Here is a 24,371-nt window from a genome sequence, read left to right on the forward strand (position 1 = left end):
CGGCAGGCGGCCGTACGGCGCCCCGGGCGGGGCGGGGAAGGAAGGTGCGCGGGTGAGCGCAGTCGGTACGGACGGGGACGCGCGCGGGGAGCGGGCCGCACCGGCGCCGGGCGGCGGCCTCGCGGAGGCCTACCTCGACGCCACGCTCCACCTGCTCGCCCGGCAGCGCGAGCAGGAGGCGGAGTCCGGGCGCATCGGCACCGCGGCGGCGCTGATCGCGGACACCGTGGCCGCGGGCGGCAGGCTCTTCGCCTTCGGCGCCGGGCACTCCTCGCTGCTCGCCCAGGACCTGGTCTACCGCGCGGGCGGCCTCGCCCTGGTCAATCTGCTCCCGGTGCCGGGGGCGCGCGGCGTGGAGTCCCCGGCGACCCTCGGCTCGGCCCTGGAGCACGTCGAGGGCCTGGCCACCGCCGTCCTGGACACCTCCCCGGTCACCGAGGGCGATCTGCTCCTGGTGATCTCGCTCTCCGGGCGCAACACCCTGCCGGTGGAGATGGCGATGGAGGCCCGCGCCCGGGGCCTGCGGACCCTCGGCGTCACCTCGCTCGCCTACGTGGCGGCCACCACCGCCCGGCACGCCTCGGGCACCCGGCTCGTCGACCACTGCGACGCGGTGCTCGACACCGGGGTGCCGGTGGGCGACGCCCAGTTGACCGCCGAGGGCATCGACGCGCCCTTCGCGCCCGTCTCCACCCCGGTGACCAGCGCCCTGCTGCACGCCGTCTTCGCCGCCGCCGCGGGGGAGCTGGCCCGGCGCGGCGCCGAGGTGCCGCTGCTGCGCTCCGGCAACGTCGACGGCGGCATCGAGTGGAACGAGCGGGTCTTCGCCACGTACGGGGACCGGATCTTCTACCGGTAGCCGCGGCGCCCTCCCGCTCCGCCCGCCTCAGTCCGCCCCGCCCACGCCCGCCAGGTCCAGGGCGGTGGCGAGGCGGGCGGCGACGCTCTCGGCGTACGGGGCGTCCTCGCGGGCGAAGGCGGGGCGGTGGCCGCCGCGCAGGAAGGTCACCGCGCCCAGGGTCCGCGCCCGGCTGCGCAGCACCACGCACAGGGCGTGCACCGCGTCCTCGGGCCACTGCCGCCGGGCCGCCCAGCGCCGCGCCGCCTCCGGATCCACCGGACCGGCGGCCTCACCGCCTTCGCCGGGGCCGCTGCCGCCCGCGTCCGCCCGTACCGAACCGGCGCGCTGGACGCACAGCAGCGCCGGGTGGCCCTCCTCGTAGCCCACCGGGATGCGGGCCTGCCCCGAAAGCGCGCCCGGGACATGGCCGCCCGCGGGCGCCGAGGCGAACCGGACCAGGCGCGCCGGCTCGCCGTCGAAGGCCGCGTCCAGCAGGGCGTGGTCGGCGAAACCGGCCAGCGCGAAGTCGAGCTGGGTGACGGCGGCCTCGCCGGGGTCCTCGCACTCGGCCGCGGCGAGCGCCGCCCGGTGCAGCTGCCGGCCCCGGAAGCGCAGCCGCGCCGACTCCTGCTCGGTCCGCCGGGAGGCGGTCACGTCCTGGAAGAGCCAGCCCACACCGAGCGGTACGGGTTCCTCCGCGAGCGGGGAGGACAGGCGCAGGAAGCCGTTGCGCCAGCAGCGGCGCCGCTCGCCCTCGGCGGTGCGCAGGGTCAGCCACATCTCGGCGGGGGCGGGCGGCGCGCCCGCGGCGAGGACATGGGTCAGCGCGCTCTCCAGCTCCTCGGCGCCCTGGGCGAGCAGTTCGCCGAGCGGGCGGCCGAGCAGCGCCGAGCGGCCGGAGCCGAAGGCCCGGGCGGCGTGCGCGTTGACCACGGCGGGCCGCAGATCGGCGTCGACGAGGACCACGCCCCAGGAGGCGTCCTCGAAGAGCGCCTCGCTGAGCGCGAGGGAGCGCTCCAGGTCGATCTGGGCGTGCACCTCGCTGAAGGCGCAGTAGACACCGGCCGGGCTGCCGTCGGCCCCGCGGACCGCGGCGGACTGGGTGCGCACCAGGACGCGGCCGCCGTCCTTGGTCAGCAGCGCGAACTCGTGGACCTGGCGGCCCGGGGCGTCCATCGCCGCGAGCAGCCGGTCCGCCACCTGCGCCGCGTCCGCCTCGCGCACCGCCCAGCCGCTGAAGCCGCGGCGCCCGACGGCCTCCTCCGCGCTCCAGCCGAGGATCCGCTCGGCCTCGCGGTTCCAGTGCGTGACGGTGCCCTCGGCGTCGAGCGCGCAGAGGGCGGCGTCCATGCCGTCGAGGAGGGCCGCGAGCAGATCGGAGCCGGGGCGCCCGGTCTCCTCGCCGGGGTCGCCGGGGCCGGATCCGCCGCCCCGGCCGCCACCGCGGCCGCCGCCCGCGTCGCCGCCGTCCCGGCCCGTGCCCCGGCCGGGCTCGCCGAGTTCGCCGGTGGATCCACTGCGCCGGGAAGCAGTCACCTGGCACCCCCTGCCGTGTGCTCCTGCGCGGTCAACTGCACGGAGGATCATTCAACTCGAAGGTGACGCACCGCACACCGGGTTCACGGAAATCGTTGCGTGCGCGAAACACCCGGGCGAAGCCGGGGCCGGAGCGGGCGCCGCTGTGCGGACCGGGCCGGGTCCGTCGGGCGGGCCGGGGCCGGGCCCCGCCGAGCGGCCGGGAGAAAAGGGCTTGAACACCGCCGGGACGGTTCCTACTGTGTGGGGCACACGAGAAGGGAGGTGGTTCGGCAGATGTATGCATACCGGACGCGTGAGGTGGCTGAGGGTCCACGCTCCTAGCGCTGGCTCCATTCCACGCAGTCACCCGACCCGCGGGCCGCCGGTACGTCCGGCCGGCTCCCTCCCCGGAGGGACCAAGGCCCGCGGGTCGTCTGCGTTCCCGGGCGCCCGCCCCGGGCCCCCGTGCTCCGCTCAGCCCTTGCTCACCGCCGCCAGGATCTCCGGCAGCCGCCGCGCCGTCCGCGGGGCGGCCAGGCGCAGCCCGAGCAGGGTGATCCCGATCCCGTAGGCCGTACCGGCGGGCAGCAGCAGCCAGGCGGCCGAGGCCCGGTCCGCCAGGTGCAGCCAGATGTCGAGGGCGAGTACCGGAGCGCAGAGCGCGGCCGCGGCCGCCATCCCGCCGAAGACGGAGATCCAGGCGAGCCCGGCCTGCCCCGCGGCGACGTTCTTGTGGCCCTCCTGCGGGATCGAGTACGCGAAGCGGGCCGAGGACCAGGCGCCGGTCGCCAGCATCGCCCCGAGCAGCGCGAAGGAGAGCCCGACCACCTCCGGCAGGACCGCCCAGTCGCCGATCAGCGCGGTGGTCAGGACGGTGACCAGGGTGGCGTACGGCAGGGTGATCACCAGGAGGGCGAGGGCGCGCCCGCGCAGTTCCACATAGGCGTCCCGGGGCGAGGAGATCGTCATCGCGACCATCCAGAAGGCCGAGGTGTCCTGGCCGAACTGGTTGTACATCTGGATGCCGAGCATGCCCGCCGCGAAGCAGGCGAAGTACACCGAGCCGGTGCCCTGGAGGGCGTTGAAGACCGGCACGATCAGGCCGATGGCGAGCGAGGTCACCCAGGCCGCCTTGGTCTTCGGATCCCGCCACACATAGCGCAGGCTGCGCTCCATCACGGTCCCGGTGCGCCCGGCGGGCAGCAGCCGGGCGAGCGGGTCCCGCCCCCGGCCGCGTACGGCGTCCGGGGCCGCGCTCTGCAGGGTGGAGCCGTCCGGCGCGGTCATCAGCCGCTCCAGGCTGCGCCGCCACAGGTGCAGGAGGCCCGCCAACGCGAGGGCGCAGAGGGCGAGTTGGGCCAGCGCGCTGCCGTACGAGCCCTCGCCCGCGGACGCCACGGCGCCGAGCGCGGCGGCGGGCGGCACCCAGCGCACCGCCTCGGCCACCGGCTCCAGCCGCTCCAGACCGGCCGAACCCAGCTGCTGCACACCGAAGTTGACCAGCTGCGCGCCGACCGCGATGACCAGTCCGCTGAGCACCGCGAGGTCCCGGCCGCGCCGGGAGGTCAGCAGCCGTACGTTCGCGGCGGCGACCGCGCGGGCCAGGCTGACGCAGACGAGCAGGGCCAGCGGCACCGCGGGGACGGCGAGGGCCCAGGCCCCCGGCGTACGGGCGAGCGCCACCGCCGAGGCGGCGAGGACGCAGAGCGAGAACAGCGGTCCGACGCCCACCAGGGAGGCCACCAGGAGGGACCGCACCAGCGGGGCCGGGCGCAGCGGCAGCATCACCAGGCGGCTCGGGTCGAGGGTCTCGTCGCCGCTCGGGAAGAACAGCGGCATCACCGCCCAGCCGAGCGCGAGCAGCGCGGCGAGCGGCACCGTGACCGCGTCGGCGTGCGCGTTGCCGTGCAGCAGGACCAGGCCGAGGGAGAGGAAGAAGGCGGCGAGCAGGGTGAACGCGGAGGAGGCGAGGTAGGCCGCGCGCCGCCCCGCCGACTGCCGCAGCCCGCCCCGCAGCAGCGAGAGCCGCAGCCGGACGAAGACGGGGGTGAGCGCCGCCGCGCCCAGCCGCGCACCGGGTTCGGGTGCCGCCGCGCTCATCGGGCCCCGCCGCCCAGCCAGTCCAGGTGCGAGTCGTCCAACCGGCCCTCGGCGCCCACCAGTTGGAGGAAGGCCTCCTGGAGGGACGGGGCGCCGCCGCGCACCTCGTCGAGGGTGCCGTGCGCGCGGATGGTGCCCCCGGCCAGCACCGCCACCCAGTCGCAGAGCGATTCGACGAGTTCCATCACATGGCTGGAGAAGACCACGGTGGCGCCGGAGGCGGTGTACCGCTCCAGGACGGCGCGGATGGTCTGGGCGGAGACCGGGTCCACGCCCTCGAACGGCTCGTCCAGGAAGAGGACTTCGGGATTGTGCAGCAGGGCGGCGGCGAGGCCGGTCTTCTTGCGCATGCCGGTCGAGTAGTCGACGACGAGCTTGTGCTGGGCGTCGGCGAGGCCCAGTACATCGAGCAGGCGGTCCGCGCGCCGGTCGGTCTCCGGTCCGGGGATGCCGCGCAACCGGCCGGTGTAGCCGAGGAGTTCGCGCCCGGAGAGCCGCTCGAACATCCGCAGGCCCTCGGGGAGCACCCCGATCCGCGCCTTCACCGCGGCCGGATCGCGCCAGACGTCGTGCCCGGCCACCTCGACGCTGCCCTCGTCGGGGCGGAGCAGACCGGTCACCATCGACAGGGTGGTGGTCTTGCCCGCGCCGTTCGGTCCGACCAGGCCGATGAATCTGCCCGCGGGCAGCTCCAGATCGATTCCGGCCACCGCGGTCTGCTCGCCGAACCGCTTCCACAGCCCGCGCACCCGCACCGCCGGGGCCGTCTGTGCTGCCTTCCCCTGTCCCGTTTCCGTCATCCGGTCACGATACGACCGGTGGGGGCGCACTGATGCACCGCCGGGGGCGCGCGGGCACAAGGCCCGCCGGGGTGGGTAGCCCGCGAGGGGCGGCCCGTCCTGCCGCCACGGGTAAAGCTCGCAATGTCCCGCATCTTCCGTTTGTCCGTGGGGCATTGATCAAGCCGAGAAAACACGTCGTGGTGCGCAGGACGGCACCGGGAGCCAGGGGGTACGCCATGGCCGCAAGGCCTCTCGTCGCACGGCAGCCCAACGAGCGCCTGCAGGCGCTCATCCAGGAGGCGGGCTGCTCCAACGCCGGTCTCGCCCGCCGGGTGAACATGTGCGGCGCGGAGCAGGGACTCGACCTGCGGTACGACAAGACCTCGGTGGCCCGCTGGCTGCGCGGCCAGCAGCCCCGGGGCCGGGCGCCCGCCGTGATCGCGGAGGCGCTCGGCCGCAAGCTGGGCCGCGGGGTCAGCGTCGAGGAGATCGGCATGTCCGGCGGGAGCAATCTCGCCACCGGGGTGGGCCTGCAGTTCTCGGTCACCGTCCCCGGCGCCATCGAGCAGGTCAGCGAGTTGTGGCGGAGCGATGTCGGCCGCCGGGACTTCCTCTCCGGCTCCACGGTCGCCGCCTCCGCCCTGGTGGAGCCCAGCCGGGACTGGCTGATCTCCGCCCCCGACGGCCAGGTGGCCCGTTCCGCGGGCGCCCGGGTCGGCGCCTCGGACGTGGCGGCGGTACGGGCGATGACCGAGGCGCTGGTCACCCTGGACCACCAGTACGGCAGCGGGCATGTGCGCCCGGTGCTGGTGCACTACCTCAACAGCGTGGTCTCCGGGCTGCTCTCGGGCTCGTACCGCGAGTCCGTCGGGCGGGACCTCTTCGCCGCGGTCTCCCGGCTCACCGAACTCGCCGGGTACATGGCGGTCGACACCGGTCAGCCCGGTCTCGCCCAGCGGTACTACATCCAGGCACTGCGCCTCGCCCAGGCGGCGGGCGACCGCGGCTACGGCGGCTACGTACTGGCCGCCTCGATGAGCCATCTCGCCGCCCAGCTCGGCAATCCGCGGGAGATCTCCCAGCTGGCGCGCGCCGCACAGGAGGGCGCGCGCGGGCGCGTGACCCCGCGTGCGGAGGCGATGTTCCACGCGGCGGAGGCGCGCGGGCACGCCCTGCTCGGCGACCGGAGCGCCGCCGAGTCCGGGATCGCCAAGGCGCTGGACGCGATGGAGCGCACCCAGGGGGTCGACGGCGACGACCCGGTCTGGATCGCCCACTTCGACCACTCCTACCTCGCCGACGAACTCGCCCACTGCCACCGCGATCTGGGCCAGTGGGCCGCCGCCGCCCGCACCGCCCAGGAGTCGCTCGCCGGCCACCCCGCGTCCCGGGCCAGGCGGCGCGCCATCGGCTTGGTCCTGCTCGCCACCGCGCAGTTGGAGCAGCGCCAGCTGGAGCAGTCCTGCGACACCGCCCTGCACGCGGTGGAACTCCTCGCCGGACTCCGCTCCCAGCGCGGCGCCGAGTACCTGGAGGACTTCAAAGAGCGCCTCGCCCCCTACCGCGACGAGCCGGTCGTACGGGACTTCGGGGCGCGGGCGGAGCTGCGGGCGGCCTGACCGGGGAGGGAGCCGGAAGGGGCCCGGAAGCGGGCCCTCCGGCGGTGCGGCGGGAGCGCGTGCACGGCGTCGCGCGGCAGGCGGGAATTGTCGGACAGGCCCTGGATGCGAGGGCTGCGCGGGCTTGGGTGGGAGCGGGCCCGCCTGCGTGGCACGGGAGTTGGGACAACCGGTAGCGTGAGCCGTCGAGCGAGAAGCCCACCACTGTCAGGAGTCCCGGTGACGCAGAGCGGACAGGGCGAGGACGCGCCCCTCCCCCCGGAGCGGCACGCACATGAAGGCATCGTGCTGCCCTCCGACGGGGGCGAGCCGCTGCTCCCCGGCGCCCCCGCCGAGCGCCCGGTGCCCCCCGGCCCCGAGCGCGGAGCCCCCGCGGGCGGCCAGGCCTGGGGTCAGCCCTGGGGCCCGCAGTCCCCGCCGCCCGCCGCCCCCGGCAACGCCTGGGGCGCCGAGTCCGCCGCCGCGGAGCAGTCCGCCCCGGGGTACGGCCCCGGCGGTCAGCAGGGCTACGGCTCCGGTCCGTACGAGGTGGACGCGCGCTACGGCACCGACGGCCAGGGGTACGCGCTCGACCAGGGCGCCGATCGGCACCAGCAGGGCCAGTACCAGCAGGGCCAGCAGCAGGGCGGGCACCAGGACCAGGGCCACGGGCAGCAGTCCGGTGGCTGGGGCGCCCCCGGAGCGGTCGGCCACGCCCTCCCGCCCGCCGCCGCTCCCGGGGCACTGCCGCCCGCGCAGCCCCCCGGTCGGCACGCGGCACCGGAGAGCCAGGCGTACGCGCCGGAGAACTCCTCCTACGGGCCCGGGAGTTCCTCGTACGGCGCCGGGGACCCCTCGTACGGTCCTGAGGGGGCGCAGTACGCGCAGGGGGCGCCGCAGTACGCACCCGGGAGCCCGCAATTCGCGCCGGGCGCCGGGCAGTTCGGCCCGGAGGCCGGGCGGTACATACCGGACGAAGGGCCCACACAGTACATTCCGCCGGTGGCTCCGGGTGCCCTGCCGCCCGAGATGCCCGCCGGTCCCGCACCGCACGGCGGCGGGGCGCCCCGCGCCGAGTCGACCCGGTTCCTCGGCAGCATCCCGCAGCAGCCCGCCGCCGACGCCGGTGACCCGTCTCCGTACGGCGGCGCGCAGCCCCCCGCCCCGAACCCGGACGCGGAGCCGACCCAGTACATCGCCCCGGTCCCCGCCCCGCCGCCCGGCGCCCCCTACGGCATCCGCCCCGGCACGCCCGCCGAGGCCGCCGGGCAGCAGCAGCCGGGCGCGGGCCAGGGACCCGGCCACGGCGCGGGCCCGGCGCACGGCGGCCAGAACCCCGGCGGCCGGAACCCCGGCGGTCAGGCGCCCCGTCCCGGCCAGGCCCCCGGTGGCGGGCAGGAGCCGGGGGAGCGGCAGCCCCCGGCCGAGTTCGACAGCCTCTTCCGTACCGAGCCCGGTGACGCGCCGGCCGCCACCCAGCAGATGCCCCGCTACGACGCGCGGCGCGCACGGGGCGTGCAGTTCAACGCGGGCGCCCCCGCGGGCCCCGGTGCGCCGGGCGGCGGCGCCCCGTACCCCCCGCCGGGCGGCGGCGAGCCGGGCGGCCGGGCCGAGCGGCGGGAGCAGGGCGAGCGGCAGCGGCGTACCGGGTCGAAGGTGCCGCTGCTCGCGGCCGTCGGCGTCGGCATCGCGGTGATCGGCGTGGGCGCCGGTGCGCTGCTGAGCAGCTCCGGGGACGACGGCGGCAAGGACGACAAGAGCGCGCCCGTCTCCGCGACCGCCCCGGAGGAGTCCGCGGAGCCGTCCCCCTCGGTCGACCCGGTCGAGGAGCAGGCGGTGGCCCTGGACAAGCTGCTCGCCGACAGCAACAACAGCCGCAGCGCGGTCATCTCCTCGGTCGGCCATGTGAAGAGCTGCGACAAGCTCGGCGAGTCCGCGCGCAGCCTCCGCGAGGCGGGCCGGCAGCGCAGCGGGCTGGTCACCCGGCTCGGCAAGCTCTCGGTGGACAAGCTCCCGGACCACGCCCGCCTGACGGCCGCGCTCACCAAGGCCTGGCAGGCCTCCGCCGCCGCCGACAACCACTACGCGGCCTGGGCCGACCAGGTCGGCAAGGGCGGCAAGAAGTTCTGCCCCAAGGGCAAGGCGCGCGGCACCGCGCACACCGTCGCGGCCAACCGCTCCAGCGGCGAGGCGACCAAGGCCAAGCAGGAGGCGGCGGGCCTGTGGAACACCATCGCCAAGAAGTACGGCCTCACCGCCCGCGACAAGTCCGAGCTGTGAGGCGGGAGTCGGGGCGGCGGGCCTAGCGGGCCGCGGGCGCCGGGCGGCCTCGACGGGCCGCCCCGAAGCGCACCCTTCCCGTACCGAGCTGCCTCGGCTGTCCCGAACCGAGCCGCCCTCGAACCGAGCCGAGCGCCCTCGACCGGGTCGCCCCGAAGCGCGGGGATCCCGCACCGGGCCGCCCTCCCGACCGGCTCGATCGCTCCGCCCCGCTCAGTCCGCCCGCTCAGTCCGGCGCGCTCTCCAGCGTCCGGGACATGTCCACCGCCCCGCGCCGCTCGGCCACCAGGCGGCCGTCGCGTACCACCTGGAAGGTCACGTCCGCGTTGACCAGGCGCGGGAAGTCCCGTACCGCGATCATGTCCTCGAAGCGCCAGCTCAGCTTCGGGGTGAGGCCGCCGGTGCCGACCTGGAGGCCGTCGTCGAAGGTGCGGCGCAGGGTGCGCGCGCTGACCTCGCCGCCGCCGAGGGACTCCACCGCGCGGCGCAGCACCGTATAGGCGATCCAGGTGGTCTGCACGCCCGCGTCCGCCGCGTCGACCCGGTTGTCGCCGAAGGCCTGCCGGTCGATGACCGCGCGCAGCTCCTGCCAGCGCGGGTCCGAGGCCACCGGGTACCAGCCGGTGACGTACGCGCCCTCGTAGGGACCCGTGGCCCCGCCCGTGCGGTCGATCACCGACTGGTCCACGCTGCCGAGGACGGAGGCGACCCGCACGGCCGGGTAGCCGTCCTCGGTGCGGCGGAAGGAGTCGAAGAAGGTGTCGGTGCGCTCGCCGAGCGCCGCCGTCACACAGCCCTGCTCGCCCGGGTCCCCGGTCGCGTACTCCAGGGCCTGCCGCGCCACCTCGCTGTAGGAGGTGTCGTCCTCGGCCGCGCGCACATCCCTGACCCGCAGTCCCGCCTTGGCCAGACCCGCATTCAGCAGCACCGGCAGGTTGTCCCCGGCGACGGTGTCCGGGCGCACCAGGGCGACCCGGCCGCAGCGCTCGGCGAGCTCCTGGCCGACCCCGGCGAGCACCGCGGGCTGGCCGCCGTTGACCGGGTAGGACAGCGGGCTGGTGAACTCGTCCTCGGTGACGCCGTACCCGCCGATGTACGGGATCCCGGCGGCCTCCAGCGGACCCAGGAAGGAGCGGCCGTGCTGGCTGTAGGAGCCGACCACGGCCACCACGTCCTCGCGGACCGCCCGGCGCGCGCAGGCCGCGGCGCCCACCGCGTCGTTGTGGTCGTTGCAGGTGAGCACCCGCAGCTTGCGGTGGCCGAGGCCGCCCTGGGCGTTGATCCAGCGCGCGTAGGCCCGCGCCATGGCCGTCATGCCGGGCTTGTTGGTCGCCCTGGTGTTCTCCGGGGCCCAGGTCATGACGGTCAGGGGCGCCTCGTCCGCGGAGTCGCCGAGCACCCCGCAGCCGGAGAGCAGCAGCGCCGCGCAGACCGCCGCCGCGGCCGCCCGGCGGCACCCGCGTTTCGCCCCGGCGGGCCGGACGGCGGGAGCGGAGGCGGCGGGGAACAGGGCGGGCAAGATGCGCGTGCGAGGCCTTTCGGTCATGTCCAGCCACGATTCCGGCGCCCCGAGAACCTTCCCGTCACCTTCGGGGAATCGGCGGTGTCGCGCAGGTGAACAGCGGGCGCCGGTGGGGGCCGGTGGGGCGCGCCGGGCGGGGAACGTACGATCGGTCCTCGTGCAAGCACCGGAGAACTCTTCCCGTCGCGGCAGTCGCTCGGCCACCATGGGCGTCATGCCGCTGAACGACATGCCGTGGTGGCGCTGGCGCAGCAATGTGCGTTCGGCGCTGCACATGCTTTCCGACCCCGTCTTCCAGCGTGAGTGCTGGCTCGCGGGACACACCGGGTACGGGGACGTCACCGACGCCGTGTACCGCCTGGTCGAGGACACCTGGCTCGACAACTGGTCCGCCGAGAAGTACGTCGGCACGATCTTCCGGGACTCCCAGGAGGCGGCCCTCGTCGATGTCGCCGTGCTGCGGGTGCTGCGGATCATGCACCAGGTCGGCCCGGACGCCCAGGTCGCCGCCTATCTGGAGCACCATGCCTGGCCGGAGGCGGTGCGCGCGGCCCGGGACGCCCATGTGAGGCTCGCCACCAGCGACGGCGACGATCCCGACACCGCGCCGCGCACCCTGGAGGCGCTGCGCCTCGTCACGCGCACGGCCTGAGGGGTCCCGCGGCCCGGGGCGGCCCGTCTCACCTGTCGGCGGGGTGGCCCTCGCGGGCGCCCGACTGTGGAATCCTGGCGGCGGCACCCGGCAGCGCCCGCCCTCCGGTGGCCCGGTCCGGGCCGCGCGGCGGGGAGGCCCGCCGCCGTGCGAAGCCACAGCCGCGAGGATCACCCAGTGCATGAGGAACGTCCAGTGAACGAGCAGCCCGCAGCCGCCGCCCCGTCCCCCGGCCCGGCGGGCGGTACGGGCGCCGGGGACACCTCCGGGCACTACGTCCTCACCCTCTCCTGCCCCGACCGGCAGGGCATCGTGCACGCGGTCTCCAGCTACCTCTTCATGACCGGCTGCAACATCGAGGACAGCCAGCAGTTCGGCGACCACGACACCGGCCTGTTCTTCATGCGGGTGCTCTTCTCCGCCGAGGCCCCGGTCAGCCTGGACAAGCTGCGCGCGAGCTTCGCCGCGGTCGGCGACTCCTTCCAGATGGACTGGCAGCTGCACCGCGCCGCCGCGAAGATGCGCGTGGTCCTGATGGTGTCCCGCTTCGGCCACTGCCTGAACGACCTGCTCTTCCGCGCCCGCACCGGCGCGCTGCCGGTCGAGATCGCCGCCGTGGTCTCCAACCACACCGACTTCGCCGAGCTGGTCGCCTCGTACGGCGTCCCCTTCCGGCACATCCCGGTCACCAAGGACACCAAGGCCGAGGCGGAGGCCGAACTCCTCGCGCTGGTACGGGAGTCGGACGTCGAGCTGGTGGTGCTCGCCCGCTATATGCAGGTCCTCTCGGACGAGCTGTGCAAGCAGCTCAGCGGCCGGATCATCAACATCCACCACAGCTTCCTGCCGAGCTTCAAGGGCGCCAAGCCCTACCACCAGGCCCACACCCGGGGCGTGAAGCTCATCGGCGCGACCGCCCACTACGTCACCGCCGACCTCGACGAGGGCCCGATCATCGAGCAGGAGGTGGAGCGCGTCGCGCACGGCGTGACCCCCGAACAGCTCGTCGCCCTCGGCCGGGACGTGGAGTGCCAGGCCCTCGCCCGTGCGGTGAAGTGGCACGCGGAGCACCGCATCCTGCTCAACGGCCGCCGGACGGTGGTCTTCTCCTAGGGGCGGTGAAGACACCCCCCAGGGCCCGTCCGACGGTTCCCGGCCCCCGTCAGGCCAAAGCGCACACAATCCAACGCCCTGCCGGACGGGGTCGCTGAACCCTGTCCCCTTCGGTCGCTTTCGGTCGCCGTCCGGATTCCGGAAACGGGTCAACTCCCCGTATTTCGCCGAGCTTTGTCGAGAGTCTTTCAACAGAGTCCAACAGCTCCTAACGTAATCGCACGTGTGGAGGCGCTTGTCGGTGCCGCCTCGCATGTCCGCTCCCCCCACGTTTTGGAGGACTGTGTCCATGCACTCCATGAACCGTCCGTCAGCGCGCGCCACTTCGGGCCGCCGTTCGTCCGCCGCCCCGGCCCGCCGGTTCCCGCGCCAGGGCCTCGCCCTCGCCGCCGCGGCCCTGCTCTGCGGTGTCGGCGCCGCCACCCCGGCCCTGGCCCAGGCCCCCGAGGCGCCCGCCCCGCGGACCCCGGGCGACGGGCTCGCGGCCACCCCGCCGATGGGCTTCAACAACTGGAACTCCACCCACTGCCGGGCCGATTTCAACGAGGAGATGGTGAAGTCGATCGCCGACCTCTTCGTCGAGAAGGGCCTCAAGGACGCCGGGTACGAGTACGTCAACCTCGACGACTGCTGGGCCCTGCCCGAGCGCGACGCGGACGGCAAGCTGGTGCCGGACCCGGAGCGCTTCCCGAACGGCATCAAGGCGGTCGCCGACTACGTCCACGACAAGGGCCTGAAGTTCGGCATCTACACCAGCGCCGGTACGAAGACCTGCAGCGACATCGGCTTCCCCGGCGGCCTGGACCACGAGTACAGCGACGCCCGGCAGTTCGCGGACTGGGGCGTCGACTACCTCAAGTACGACAACTGCAACAACCAGGGCGTGGACGCGAAGCAGCGGTACACGACGATGCGCGACGCGCTGAAGGCGACCGGCCGCCCGATCCTCTACAGCATCTGCGAATGGGGCGAGAACAAGCCCTGGGAGTGGGCCGAGGGCGTCGGTGAATCCTGGCGCACCACCGGGGACATCAGCGACAACTGGGACTCGATGCTCTCCATCCTCAAGCAGAACCTCCCGCTCGCCGAGCACGCGGGCCCGGGCCACTGGAACGACCCCGACATGCTCGAAGTCGGCAACGGCGGCATGACGGACACCGAGTACCGCAGCCACTTCTCCCTCTGGTCGGTGATGGCCGCCCCGCTGCTCATCGGCGCCGATCTGCGCAAGGCGGGCGAGGAGACGTACGAGATCCTCGGCAACAAGGAGGTCATCGCCGTCGACCAGGACGAGCTGGGCAAGCAGGGCACCGTGCTCTCCTCCGAGGACGGGCGCTGGGTCGTCGTCAAGGAGATGGCGGACGGCAGCCGCACCGTCGCCCTCTTCAACGAGACCGGTGAGGAGCAGCAGATCGGGACCACCGCCCAGGACGCGGGCCTGCCCGAGGCCTCCTCCTACGAGGTGCGCGACCTGTGGGAGCACCGCACCGACACCGGCGACGGCACCCTCTCCGCCACGGTCCCGGCCCACGGCACGGTCCTGCTGCGGGTGACACCGAGCAGCTAGGACCGAGGGAGCCGCACGGCCCGGGCCGGGTTCGCATCCGGGTCGAGGGACCCGCGGGGCCCGGGCCGGGCTCGCATCCGGGCCCATCGATCCGCGGGGCCCGGGCCGAGTTCGCATCCGGGCCGATCGACCCGCAGGCCTGGACCGGGCTCACCCGGCCGATCGACCCGCAGGGCCGGGCCGGGATCACATCCGGCTCAGTGCCGCCGCGGCGAAGAGGACCTCGCGGATCGCCTCGCGGTCGCCGTGCTGGCCTGCCGCCGCCTCGGGCGGCGGCAGGTGCCCGGCGGCCAGTCGGCAGAACTCGATGCCGTCCAGGGCGATGTGGGCCACCTCGTCCGCGGGCGGTGCCTCCGCTGCCGCCTCGCCTCCCGCCGCCTGCCGGCCCGGCGGCGCCTGTCCCGGTGCCTGCGGTCCCGCCACCTGCTGTGCCGAGGCCGCGGTTCCTGCAGCGGGCCCCGCGCCGCCGGGTCCGGAGGGCGGCGGATCGAGCGGGATCAGCCACTCGCCGCCGCCCGCGCCCTCCACCTCCATGCGCAGCGCCCGGCCCGCCGAACCGGGGCCCCTCGGCGGGACGGCAGCGCCGAGCCCGTCCCGGCGGCGGGCGGCGAGGGCGGTCGGCAGCAGCCGCGCCGCGAGGTCGATCATGTGGTGCAGGTGGCCCGGCGCCGGGGGAGCGTAGGGGTAGTGGACGGCCTCGGCGATGTCCCCGGCGTGCACCCAGCAGGCGAAGGCGCGGTCGACCAGGGCGTCCCGCATCGGCAGCGCGCAGCCCCCGTAGGAGACGGGCAGCAGGCCCGAGCCGCGTCCGGCGAAGGCGAGCGTGCGCACCAGTTCATGGCTCTGGTCCCGCCAGGGGCCGCGCAGTTCACGGCCCATCGGCGCGGCGGCGGCCCGCCAGAACTCCTCGGTACGCTCCCGGGGCGTCCCCTCCGCGCTCCCCGCCTCCGCCGCGGCGTCCCCGCCCAGCGGGTCCGGCAGCCCGAGCGCACGGGCCACCACCCCGTCCACCGCGGTCAGATGGCCGAGCACCCCGCCCACCGTGGTCTTCCGCCGCACCTGCGCGTCGTGCCGGTACCACCGCAGGCCCACCCCGGCGTGCCACTCCGCGGTGCCGAAGTCCTTCAGGAGGGCGTCCAGGCGCGCGGTCTCCGCGTCGTAGGCCTCGGCCCACCGCGGTACCGGGATCCGCGCCGGGCGGCCCTCCATCGCCTTGCCGAGGACCCGGCGGCGCAGCGCGGGGTCCAGGTCCAGGCTCTCGGCGGGGTGCAGCAACTCCACCGCCTGCCGCAGCCGCAGCGCCTCCTCGGCGCAGGAACCGCAGTGGCCGAGGTGCTCCTCCACGCTCAGACTTTCCCGCGGCGAACAGGCGGCGAGCGCCCAGGCACCGAGCAGCGACTTGAGCATCTGGTGCGGCAGCGGCGGCGGGTCCTGGGACGCGGACGGCTGCGGTGCGGACGGCAGTGGGGCGGACGGCGGTACGGACGACTGCGGTGCCGAGCCGGGCGGTACCGAATCCGGCGGTACGGGCGCGGGCGGTTGCGGCAGCGACTCCTCGCCGTTCTCCAGCGGGTACCGCTGCCCCGGTATGCGCGGGGCGCCCTGCGGCGCGTCCTCCGGGCGGGGGCCGGAGCGGCCCGGGTCGCCGCTCACGAGGCACGCCCGTAGCCGCCGGGGCCGCCGCCGTACGAGCCGGGCCCGCCGCCGTACCCGCCGCCGTACGTCCCCGGGCCGCCCCCGTACCCGCCGTTGCCGCGCGCGCCGCTGTCGTGGGCGGTGGCGAGCAGTTGCAGTCCGAGGCGCAGGCGCCGTCGTGCCTCCTCCTCGCTGATGCCGAGGTCGGCGGCGGCCTGCCGGTAGTCGCGCCGCTGGAAATAGGCGAGTTCGAGCACGGCGCGCAGCGGGGCGGGCATCGAGGTGGCGATGTAGTCGGCCCGGGCCGCCACCGAGGCGCGGCGCACCCGGCGGTCGAGGTCCTCGCTGGTGCCCTCGCCGCCGCCGACCAGGGCGGCGGCCTCCCGCTGGCGCAGCCGCGCGACGGCGAGCCGGTGGGCGAGCGCGGCCACCCAGGAGCGCAGGCCGCCGTGGGCCGGATCATAGGACTCGGGGTGCTCCCAGAGCCGGGTGAAGACCTCCTGGGTCAGGGCGCCGGCGGCCTCCTCGTCGCCCAGCACGCGGTGCGCGAGGGCGTGGACGAGCAGTGCGTGGCGGTCGTAGACCTCGCCCAGGGCGGCCGCCTCCCCGCGTGCGAGCCGCTGCTGCACCTTGCGGTCCCAGCGGGGCGATGCGTCCGTCGCCATCCGGTCCCCCTGCCTGCCGTGCCCGTCCGTCCCGCCCCGAGGCCCCTGCCGCCTGAGGTCTGTACCTCTGCCGGTTCCCCGGCCAGTGTGCGGGAATCCGTCCGCGAGCGCGCCCCCGCGCTCCGGGCTGTCCATTTCGTACCGTCTCCGAATGTAGTCCGGACAACCGTCGGTGCGCCTCTCTTTGCCCAAGGGTGGTCTTCCGCGATGCCGGGCGCGGCCCCTTCGCGGTCGGTACGCGGGGCGATCAATTGGCTACCCGACGTGGTCATTTGGCAGGGTCCGGATCGTGAGCCACGCCACTTCCGGGTGGGGCTTTCGCGGGGAGCGTGCGAGGGTGGAGGGGTTCCGGGCGGCCGCGTGCTCCCGGAACCCGAGCGGGCCCGGAGCCGCGGGCCGCCTTCTGCCCCCTTCCGCGGGCCGCCGACCGTCGAATTCCGGCCACTGCGAAGCCAAGCCTTTGCTTGGGGATACGGAAGAGCTTTCCGCGGTGTTTCATGTGAGGGCGGGCGGGCAGCCGCGCAGGGGAAGCGAAAGCAGAGCTTCCGGATCGAGCGGAGAAGGGTCCGGACCGGCAGAGCGAGAGGCATGGCGTGACGCTCAAGGTGACCGAAGGCAGGCAGGGCGGCTGGGTCGTCCTGCGGGTGTCCGGCGAGATGGACCTGGTGACGTCCCCCGTGCTGCGGCAGGGCGTGCACGAGGCGGTGGCCGAGGGTCGCCGCTCCATCGTGCTGGACCTCTCCGAGGTGCTCTTCTGCGACTCCAGCGGCGTCGGTGTGCTCATCGCCACCCGGCGGCTGATCCGCTCCTGCCGGGGCCGCCTGCGCGTGATCCTCCCCGCCCACGGTGCCGTCGACGGCTCCCATGTGAACCGCGTCCTCGCCGCCCTCGGCGTCCGCCGCCTCTTCGACGTCTACCCGGACGTCGCCGCCGCGGTCGACGAGGAGCGCCAGCCGCTCTCCGCCTAGCCGGACCTCCGCAGCTCCCCCCCCCCGCGCCCGCGGTCCGCGGCGGCGCGCGCCCCGTTTTCGAACACCGCGCTGCGAGCGTCCCGTTGGAGTACCCCCGGGGCCCCCGAGCACGTACGCTCCCTGCGACACAGCAACACCGCCGCGCGGCGGCGCGGCGGGATCGACACCGAGGTGGGTCGCACAAGTCATGGCCAGCAGCGAGTACGAGCGCAGGATTGCCTCCCGGTTCGCCGGGTTCGACCAGGACGGCAACGGCTACATCGACCGTGAGGACTTCAGCGGCGCGGCCCGTGCCCTGCTCGCCGAGTTCGGCGCCACGGCCCGCTCCGACAAGGGCCAGGCCCTCTACAGCGGGGCCGAGGCCTTCTGGCAGGGCATGGCCGGGATCGCGGACGTGGACGGCGACCAGCGCGTCAGCCGCGAGGAGTTCGTCACCGGCGCGGTCAAGCGCCTGGCCGACAACCCGCAGCGCTTCGCCGAGATCGCCCGGCCCTTCCTGCGCGCGGTGCTCGCCCTCGCCGACGAGGACGGCAACGGCGTGACCCTCCAGGGCGCCGAACGCGTCCTGCGCACCCTCGGCGTCCCCGCCGAGCAGGCCGCCCAGGCCGCCGCCGCCCTCGACTCCGAGCACGACGGCCGGATCTCCGAGGAGGAGACCCTCGCCGCCTTCGCCGCGTACTACACCACCTCCGACTCCGCCGAAGCCGCCGGTACGGGCTCGGACTGACGGGAGTTCCGCGGCGCCGGGACAGCCGCGGGGATAAGTACGGGTACGGGTGCGGGCCGGCGGGTGCCGGTCCGCACGGCTTTCCGGATCAACTCCCGTACGCCATAAGCTCACCGAGAGTGACTAAACGGCTGCTGCCGGGTGCCGATACCGCTTTGTGTCCCAGGTGTGACTCGTCACGGCATGGAGTCGGCGCCCGGCTCCGGTAGCTTGTGCCAGATGCGAGTGGTGTCCGGCCCCAGCCGCCCCCGTGCCGCCCGAACGGCGTCCCGGGTCCGCGTGCTGCCGCGCCGCGACCTCGCAGAACAGGCCTCTGTGGTACGGGTTTCCGGGCAATTCGGCCGTCTCGGCCGGGCGCGCTGTTCGACTGCCGCCGAAAGGCGTCGCACAGTATGCCGGAGTTGTACTCCTTCGCGCGGGGATATGCCCGAAGCGCTTGTTGAGGTGACTGTACGTCAACCATGCTGTGCTCGCAGGGGTTCCCACCGGGGTTCACGTTCCGTGATCCCGGGGAGACGCGAGGCGAAGTGTCCGCCGGTTCGGATGGTGTGAGCGGTGCAGGAGCGTCAGATGCAGCTGGAGGTCGGGGCCGATCCCGCGGAGGTGGGCAGGGCCCGCAGGTGGGCACGCTCCCGGCTGGCCGGTTCCGGAATAGCGGCTGACGAACCCCTCGCCCAGACGCTGGTGCTGCTCATCTCCGAACTCGTCACCAACGCCGTGGTGCACACCGGCTGTCCGGCCGTCCTGCGGATCCGGCTGCCGCACACCCCGCTCGCCGCCTCCGGCACCGTCCGCGTGGAGGTCGCCGACCGCAGCGCCCGGCCGCCGTGCCCGCGCCGCGCCGGGGACTGCGAGACCGGCGGCCGGGGCCTCGAACTCGTCGAGGGGCTCGCCGACCGCTGGGGCTGGAGCCGCGAGGGCGAGGGCAAGCGCATCTGGTGCGAGATCGACCAGCGCCCCGCCCCGGCCGCGCCCCGCGCCGCCGCCCGCCCCGCCGCCCCCTCCCTCGGCGGCTTCGCCTTCGGCCTCGCCTGAGCCGGTCCGGGGGCCGAGCGCCCGAGTCGCCCCGGCACCCGGCCGCCTGAGTCCGACCCGCTGAGTCCGACCCGCTGAGTCCGACCCGCTGAGTCCGATTCGCTGAGCCGGCCCGCTGAGCCCGGCCCGCCGAGCCCGGTCTCCCGAGGCCGGGCTCAGCGGGCTCCCGCGGCCGTGCGGAAGGTGCGGCGGTACGCGGTCGGGGTGACGCCGAGGGCGGACTGCAGGTGCTGGCGCATCGACTGGGCGGTGCCGAAACCGGCGTCCTGCGCCACCTGGTCCACCGGCAGATCGCTCGACTCCAGCAACTGCCGTGCCCGCTCGACCCGTTGCAGGGTGAGCCACTGGCCGGGGCTGACCCCGGCCTCCTCCCGGAACCGCCGGGTGAAGGTGCGTACCGACATCGACTCCTGCGCCGCCATGTCCCGCAGCTGGATCGGCTCGTGCAGGCGCGCGAGGGCCCAGGCCCGCGCCCGGGTGGTGGTCGCCCACTGCGGTTCGGGCACCGGGCGTTGGATGTACTGGGCCTGCCCGCCGTCCCGGTGCGGCGGGACCACGGTGCGCCGCGCCACGTCGTTGGCGACCGCGGTGCCGTGGTCGCGCCGCACCAGGTGCAGGCACAGGTCGATGCCCGCGGCGACCCCGGCCGAGGTCAGCACGTCGCCGTCGTCGATGAAGAGCACATCGGCGTCCACCTCGACCCGCGGGAAGAGCCGCTGGAAGTGCTCGGCCGAGGCCCAGTGCGTGGTCGCGGGGCGCCCGTCGAGAAAGCCCGCCGCGGCGAGCACGAAGCCGCCGGTGCAGATCGCCACCAGCCGGGTGCGGGGCCTGATGTGCCCGAGCGCCGCGGCCAGTTCGGGGGTCAGCCTGCCCTCCTCGTACACCGGGCCCAGCTCGTAGGAGGCGGGCACCACCACGGTGTCGGCGCTCGCCAGGAGTTCGGGGCCGTTCTCCACCAGAACGGCGAAGTCGGCGTCGGTGGCCACCGGGCCCGGGCGCAGCGCGCAGGTCAGGATCTCGTAGAGCGGGGCGCCGCGGCCGTCCTTGGCACGCCCGAAGATCCGCTGCGGGATGCCCAGTTCGAAGGGGAGCAGTCCGGGCAGGGCGAGCACGACCACGCGGTGGGGACGGGCGGCCCGCGGCGTCGCGGAGGCCGCGGGCATCGAAGACTCCGCTGCTGCTGTCGGTGCTGTCGGTGCTGTCGGTGCTGTCGGTGCTGTCGGTGACGTGGGCGGCGTCGCCGTCTTCGCGGTGGCCGCGGGTGCCGCAGCCTTCGCGGTGATCGCAGCCTTCGCGGAGGTCGTCGAGGAGGCCGGTGGGGACGCCGGTGCGGAGGGAGGCATGGCCCGATCCTAACGAATGCTGTCCCTCGGGCCACTCGCTCGCCCCCGGGCCTTCGCGGATGCTGAAGCCGTGACACAGACCTCCGACACCGCCGCCGCTCGGCGGAGAGCTGCGAAGGCCCCGGCCACCGGACCCGCCACCGCCTCCACCGGACCCGCCACCGCTGAGACCCCCCGCGGCACCGCCCCCGCGCGCCGCCGCGGACCGCACCGCGCCTGGCTGGTGGCGGCCGTCGCCTTCGTGACGATCATCGGGGCGGCGGCCTTCCGCTCGCTGCCGGGGCTGCTCTTCGACCCGCTGAACGAGGAGTTCGGCTGGTCCCGCGGCACCATCGGCGCCGCCGTCTCGGTCAACCTCGCCCTGTACGGGCTCACCGCCCCCTTCGCCGCCGCGCTGATGGACCGCTTCGGCATCCGCCGCGTGGTGGCCGCCGCCCTCGCGGTGATCGCCCTCGGCTCCGGGCTCACCGTGTGGATGACGGCGCCCTGGCAACTGCTGCTCTGCTGGGGCCTGCTGGTGGGCCTCGGCACCGGCTCGATGGCGCTCGCCTTCGCGGCCACGGTCACCAACCGCTGGTTCACCCGGCGCCGCGGACTGGTCACCGGCATCCTCACCGCGGCCTCCGCCTCCGGCCAGCTGATCTTCCTGCCGGTGCTGTCCTGGCTGGTCGAGGCGCACGGCTGGCGGCCCGCCGCGGTGACCGTCGCCCTCGCCGCGCTCGCCGTGGTGCCCTTCGTCTGGCTGCTGCTGCGCGACCACCCCGCCGACGTGGGCCTGCGCGCGTACGGCGCCGAGGAGTTCCAGCCGAAGCCGCCGCCCGTGCCCGGCGCCGCCCGCCGCACCCTGCGCGTGCTGCGCTCCGCCTCCCGTACCGGCACCTTCTGGCTGCTCGCCGGCTCCTTCGCGATCTGCGGCGCCTCGACCAACGGCCTCATCCAGACCCACTTCGTGCCCGCCGCGCACGACCACGGCATGCCGATCACGGCCGCCGCCTCCCTGCTCGCGGTGATCGGCGTCTTCGACGTGGTCGGCACCATCGCCTCCGGCTGGTTCACCGACCGCTTCGAGGCCCGCCGCCTGCTCGCCGTCTACTACGCGCTGCGCGGCATCTCGCTGCTCTTCCTGCCGATGCTGCTCGCCCCGGACGTCCGCCCGCCGATGGTCTTCTTCATCGTCTTCTACGGCCTGGACTGGGTCGCCACCGTCCCGCCCACGATCGCCCTGTGCCGCGCCCACTACGGCGAGGACAGCGCCATCGTCTTCGGCTGGGTCCTCGCCTCGCACCAGGTCGGCGCCGCCGTCGTCGCCGGTCTCGGCGGCCTCGCCCGCGATGTCTTCGGCTCCTACAACGTGGTCTGGTACGCCTCCGGTGCGCTCTGCGCCGCCGCCGCGCTGATGGTGCTGGTGATCCGGGGAGGAGGAGCGGCCCCGGTGCCGGTACGGAAGCCGGGGGTGGCCTGAGCGCGTACCTCCGCCGGGGCCGTTGCGCCCGAGCGCCAGTCCGCCGGGCGCCGGTCGCCCGGGCGGCGCCTCCGCCCACGGCGCCCGCGCTCAGGTCATCGATGGCGGCGCCTCCGCTCAAGTCACCGTCGGCTATGGGCTGTTCAGCCGCAGACCGCCCGTACGTTGAGGGCCACGGCCCCCTGGCCCCGGGGCAGCACCCGCAGCGGGTCGATGTCGAGGCCGGTCAGTCCGCCGTCGAGTTCCAGGGCCAGGCGCTGCACCCGCAGCAGCACCTCGGCCAGGGCGTCCGCATCGAGCGGCGGGCGTCCGCGCACCCCGTCGAGCAGGGCGTGACCGCGCAGCTCCCGGAGCATCGCGTGCGCCCGCTCGGTCCCGAACGGCGTTACCCCGTAGGCGAGTTCGGGCAGCACCTCGCGCAGCTCGCCGCCGTGTCCGACGGTGACCGTGGGGCCGAAGACCGGGTCCTGGGCCACCCCGACCACCCACTCCGCCCCCTCCGGCACCATCTGGCAGACCAGCACCCCGTCGAGGGCGACCCCCTCGTACTGCGCCTGCGCGGTCAACTCCCGGTAGGTCTCCCTGACTTGGCTGGCCGAGGTCAGCCCGGTGCGCAGCAGGCCGCGTTCGCTCTTGTGGGCGAGCCGGGCGCCGGAGGCCTTCATCACCACCGGGTACCCCACCTGGGCCGCGGCCCGTACCGCCGCGGCCGCGCTCGTCACCAGCTTCTCGCGCGGCACCCGGATCCCGTACGCCCGCAGCAGCCGCTTCGCCGCGTGCTCGCTGAGCCGCTCGCCGGGCACGAGCAGGGCCTCGGCCGTACGCAGGCTGGGGGAGGGGGTGCGGGGCGCCTCGTCGAAGGGGGAGCGGTAGCCGGTGGTGAAGCGGTGGTGGGCGAGGTGGGCGCCGACCGCGCCGAGGCAGGTGGCGAGCGTACGGAAGGTGGCGACCCGGCCGGAGCCGAGCAGGGTGTCCCGGTACGCCGCCGCCGTGCCGTCCGGTGAACTCCACACCGCGCAGAGGAGCGTGCCGGTCCGCTCGGCGGCCTCGGCGAGGTCCCGCGCCAGCCGCTCGGTGGCGGCCGGGCTCGCGGCGGGGAGCGGGCAGATCACCACGCCGAGCCCCGGATCGTCGAGCAGCGCGTCGAGGAGCGGCCGTTCCCCGCCCTCCGGCATCGCACCGGCGTCCGCGAGCGCGCGCACCCGCAGCCCGGCCGCCTCGGCGCGGCGGCGGACCTCCTCGCCCAGGTCGCCGGACGGGGCGTAGACGCCCACCCCCTCGGCCACCGGCGGCCCCGCCTTCGCCAACAGGGCGGCGGTGTCCTGGAGTTCATCGGTGCCGCCGACCTGGATCACCCCGAACTGCCGCAGCGCCGCCTCGGCGACGGCCCCCGCCCGCGGTGAGCCGCCGGGCGCGCCCGCCGTCACCGCGACCAGCGGGATGCCGCGGCGGGCCGCGCGGTCGGCGGCCAGCAGGAGGGCGCGGCCCTCGCGCGGCTCCGCCAGGAAGCAGGCGAGCACGGAGACGTCCGGCTGCTCGGCGAGGGAGCAGAGCAGCTCGGCCGTCCCGAGATCCGCCTCCCCTCCCGACACCACCCAGTGGGCGAGCCGTACGCCGACCTCCCGGAGCCCGGCCACCGGCAGCCCCTGCGCGCCCGAGCGGCTGAGCAGGGCGATGCCCCGGGTGCCCGGCCCGGTCCGGCCGGTGGAGCCGCCGTGGCGCTCGGGGCCCGCGGACACCCCGAAGGCGTCGAGTCCGGTGCCGGGGCCCAGGAGCCGCGGGCGGGCGCTCCGGGCGCCGCCGCGCGGCAGGGCGAGATCGGCGGCGGCGACGACGGCCAACGGCACCTCGGCCTCGGCCAGTTCGGCGAGCAGCGACGGGGGAGCGGGACCCAGGAGTACGGCGAGGTCGGGTCGCTCGGGCAGTTCGGCGATGGTGAGGTCGGGCCGTTCCGGCAGTTCGGTGGCGGCGAGGTCGGGCCGTTCCGGCAGTTCGGCGGTGGTGAGGGCGGGCCGCCCCGGCAGTTCCGTGACGGCGAGGTCGGGCCGTTCCGGTGGCTCGGTGGCGGTGATGCCGGGCCGCTCCGGCAGTTCGGTGGGCGAGGTCCTGCGTCCGGGTGCGGGGCGGTCCGTACCGGCAACTCCCGTGCGGGGAAGGCCGGTAGCGGCGGGCGAGGCGAAGTACAGCCGGGCGCCGAGGTGTTCGGCCCAGGTGGTCAGCCGCCGGATCGCCTCCGTGCGGGGTTCGCCTTCGGCGTCCCAGGCGTCCAGCACCACGATCGAGCGGGGGCGCAACAGGCCGTTCAGGTCCGGGACTTGAGGGTGCAGGGGGCGGCCGCTGACGTCCGTCTCCGGGGCGGCGGACGCGGGCTGCCCGGGTGGTGCGGGGGCGCGGGACTCGCCGCCCGCGAGGGCGCGGTGTCCGCCGGTGGTGAGGGTGCCGTGGGTCGATCCGAGCATGGGTAACCCCGCTCCTGTGGACGGCAGTTGCGGTCGGCTGACGGGCAAGGGGCCGCTGGTCACGGGTCACTGATTGCGCATCAGGCCTCCTCGGGAGCCGT

The 24,371-nt window shown here is 75.2% G+C and carries 18 protein-coding genes and 1 pseudogene; 11 read left to right on the forward strand and 8 right to left on the reverse strand.

The genetic code is table 11. The features are described 5' to 3' along the window. The first annotated feature begins 52 nt into the window (after positions 1–52). Complete coding sequence (locus MID12_RS18820; RefSeq protein ID WP_263168991.1) at positions 53–859, forward strand: SIS domain-containing protein; 807 nt, start codon at positions 53–55, stop codon at positions 857–859. Positions 860–886: 27 nt separating this feature from the next. Here MID12_RS18820 and MID12_RS18825 read toward each other — a convergent pair whose 3' ends face one another. The 3 genes from MID12_RS18825 to MID12_RS18835 form a co-directional block, all read right to left on the reverse strand. Further along, a complete protein-coding gene (locus tag MID12_RS18825; RefSeq protein WP_411576977.1) occupies positions 887–2,377 on the reverse strand; it encodes a PAS domain-containing protein in 1,491 nt (496 codons plus the stop codon). A 456-nt stretch (positions 2,378–2,833) separates the two neighbouring features. After that, complete coding sequence (locus MID12_RS18830) at positions 2,834–4,459, reverse strand: transporter (RefSeq protein WP_263168996.1); 1,626 nt, start codon at positions 4,457–4,459, stop codon at positions 2,834–2,836. Next, positions 4,456–5,259, reverse strand: a complete 804-nt coding sequence (locus MID12_RS18835; RefSeq protein ID WP_052482451.1) for an ABC transporter ATP-binding protein — start codon at positions 5,257–5,259, stop codon at positions 4,456–4,458. The genes MID12_RS18830 and MID12_RS18835 overlap by 4 nt, the downstream gene beginning before the upstream one ends. Before the next feature lie 218 nt (positions 5,260–5,477). Here MID12_RS18835 and MID12_RS18840 point away from each other — a divergent pair, with 218 nt between their 5' ends. Together MID12_RS18840 and MID12_RS18845 are read left to right on the forward strand one after the other, a co-directional pair. After that, the gene (locus tag MID12_RS18840; RefSeq protein ID WP_040252321.1) at positions 5,478–6,860 is read left to right on the forward strand and encodes a hypothetical protein; all 1,383 of its coding nucleotides are present in this window, start codon (positions 5,478–5,480) and stop codon (positions 6,858–6,860) included. A gap of 219 nt (positions 6,861–7,079) precedes the next feature. Continuing rightward, positions 7,080–9,119: a hypothetical protein gene (locus MID12_RS18845; protein WP_263169000.1), complete on the forward strand. Its 2,040-nt coding sequence runs from the start codon at positions 7,080–7,082 to the stop codon at positions 9,117–9,119. Between the two features lie 226 nt (positions 9,120–9,345). Here MID12_RS18845 and MID12_RS18850 read toward each other — a convergent pair whose 3' ends face one another. Then, positions 9,346–10,665, reverse strand: a complete 1,320-nt coding sequence (locus MID12_RS18850; protein ID WP_263169003.1) for an ABC transporter substrate-binding protein — start codon at positions 10,663–10,665, stop codon at positions 9,346–9,348. 181 nt (positions 10,666–10,846) lie between these two features. Between MID12_RS18850 and MID12_RS18855 the strand changes: the two genes are divergently transcribed. The 3 genes and pseudogenes from MID12_RS18855 to MID12_RS18865 form a co-directional block, all read left to right on the forward strand. Beyond that, positions 10,847–11,293, forward strand: coding sequence for an SCO4402 family protein (locus MID12_RS18855; protein WP_040252327.1), 447 nt, complete (start codon positions 10,847–10,849; stop codon positions 11,291–11,293). Between the two features lie 195 nt (positions 11,294–11,488). Next, a complete protein-coding gene (purU, locus tag MID12_RS18860) occupies positions 11,489–12,406 on the forward strand; it encodes a formyltetrahydrofolate deformylase (protein ID WP_040252329.1) in 918 nt (305 codons plus the stop codon). A gap of 298 nt (positions 12,407–12,704) precedes the next feature. Further along, positions 12,705–13,961: pseudogene (locus MID12_RS18865) on the forward strand (glycoside hydrolase family 27 protein); the annotation flags it as partial. Positions 13,962–14,159: 198 nt separating this feature from the next. Here MID12_RS18865 and MID12_RS18870 read toward each other — a convergent pair. Both MID12_RS18870 and MID12_RS18875 read right to left on the reverse strand, forming a co-directional pair. After that, positions 14,160–15,626, reverse strand: coding sequence for an MDMPI N domain containing protein (locus MID12_RS18870; protein WP_411576978.1), 1,467 nt, complete (start codon positions 15,624–15,626; stop codon positions 14,160–14,162). Continuing rightward, the gene (locus MID12_RS18875) at positions 15,623–16,273 is read right to left on the reverse strand and encodes a sigma-70 family RNA polymerase sigma factor (RefSeq protein ID WP_078845083.1); all 651 of its coding nucleotides are present in this window, start codon (positions 16,271–16,273) and stop codon (positions 15,623–15,625) included. The genes MID12_RS18870 and MID12_RS18875 overlap by 4 nt, the downstream gene beginning before the upstream one ends. Positions 16,274–16,866: 593 nt before the next feature. On the opposite strand from MID12_RS18875, the gene MID12_RS18880 reads away from it, so the two are divergent. The 3 genes from MID12_RS18880 to MID12_RS18890 all read left to right on the forward strand — a co-directional run bounded on the left by MID12_RS18880 (position 16,867) and on the right by MID12_RS18890 (position 19,006). Further along, a complete protein-coding gene (locus MID12_RS18880; RefSeq protein WP_040252331.1) occupies positions 16,867–17,241 on the forward strand; it encodes an STAS domain-containing protein in 375 nt (124 codons plus the stop codon). 190 nt (positions 17,242–17,431) lie between these two features. Further along, the gene (locus tag MID12_RS18885; protein ID WP_040252333.1) at positions 17,432–17,971 is read left to right on the forward strand and encodes an EF-hand domain-containing protein; all 540 of its coding nucleotides are present in this window, start codon (positions 17,432–17,434) and stop codon (positions 17,969–17,971) included. A 570-nt stretch (positions 17,972–18,541) separates the two neighbouring features. Then, positions 18,542–19,006 (forward strand): ATP-binding protein, encoded by a 465-nt coding sequence (locus MID12_RS18890; RefSeq protein WP_040252335.1) that lies wholly within the window; start codon positions 18,542–18,544, stop codon positions 19,004–19,006. Positions 19,007–19,161: 155 nt separating this feature from the next. Here MID12_RS18890 and MID12_RS18895 read toward each other — a convergent pair whose 3' ends face one another. Next, positions 19,162–20,169: a GlxA family transcriptional regulator gene (locus MID12_RS18895; protein WP_263169011.1), complete on the reverse strand. Its 1,008-nt coding sequence runs from the start codon at positions 20,167–20,169 to the stop codon at positions 19,162–19,164. Between the two features lie 64 nt (positions 20,170–20,233). Here MID12_RS18895 and MID12_RS18900 point away from each other — a divergent pair, with 64 nt between their 5' ends. Further along, the gene (locus tag MID12_RS18900) at positions 20,234–20,362 is read left to right on the forward strand and encodes a hypothetical protein (RefSeq protein WP_263169013.1); all 129 of its coding nucleotides are present in this window, start codon (positions 20,234–20,236) and stop codon (positions 20,360–20,362) included. Between the two features lie 57 nt (positions 20,363–20,419). Beyond that, positions 20,420–21,811: an MFS transporter gene (locus MID12_RS18905; protein WP_411576979.1), complete on the forward strand. Its 1,392-nt coding sequence runs from the start codon at positions 20,420–20,422 to the stop codon at positions 21,809–21,811. 143 nt (positions 21,812–21,954) lie between these two features. Here MID12_RS18905 and MID12_RS18910 read toward each other — a convergent pair whose 3' ends face one another. Beyond that, positions 21,955–24,270: an acetate--CoA ligase family protein gene (locus MID12_RS18910; protein WP_263169015.1), complete on the reverse strand. Its 2,316-nt coding sequence runs from the start codon at positions 24,268–24,270 to the stop codon at positions 21,955–21,957. Positions 24,271–24,371: the final 101 nt, after the last annotated feature.

Origin of the sequence: Streptomyces sp. SCSIO ZS0520, from assembly GCF_025643355.1 — a bacterium.
GTDB lineage: Bacteria > Actinomycetota > Actinomycetes > Streptomycetales > Streptomycetaceae > Streptomyces > Streptomyces physcomitrii.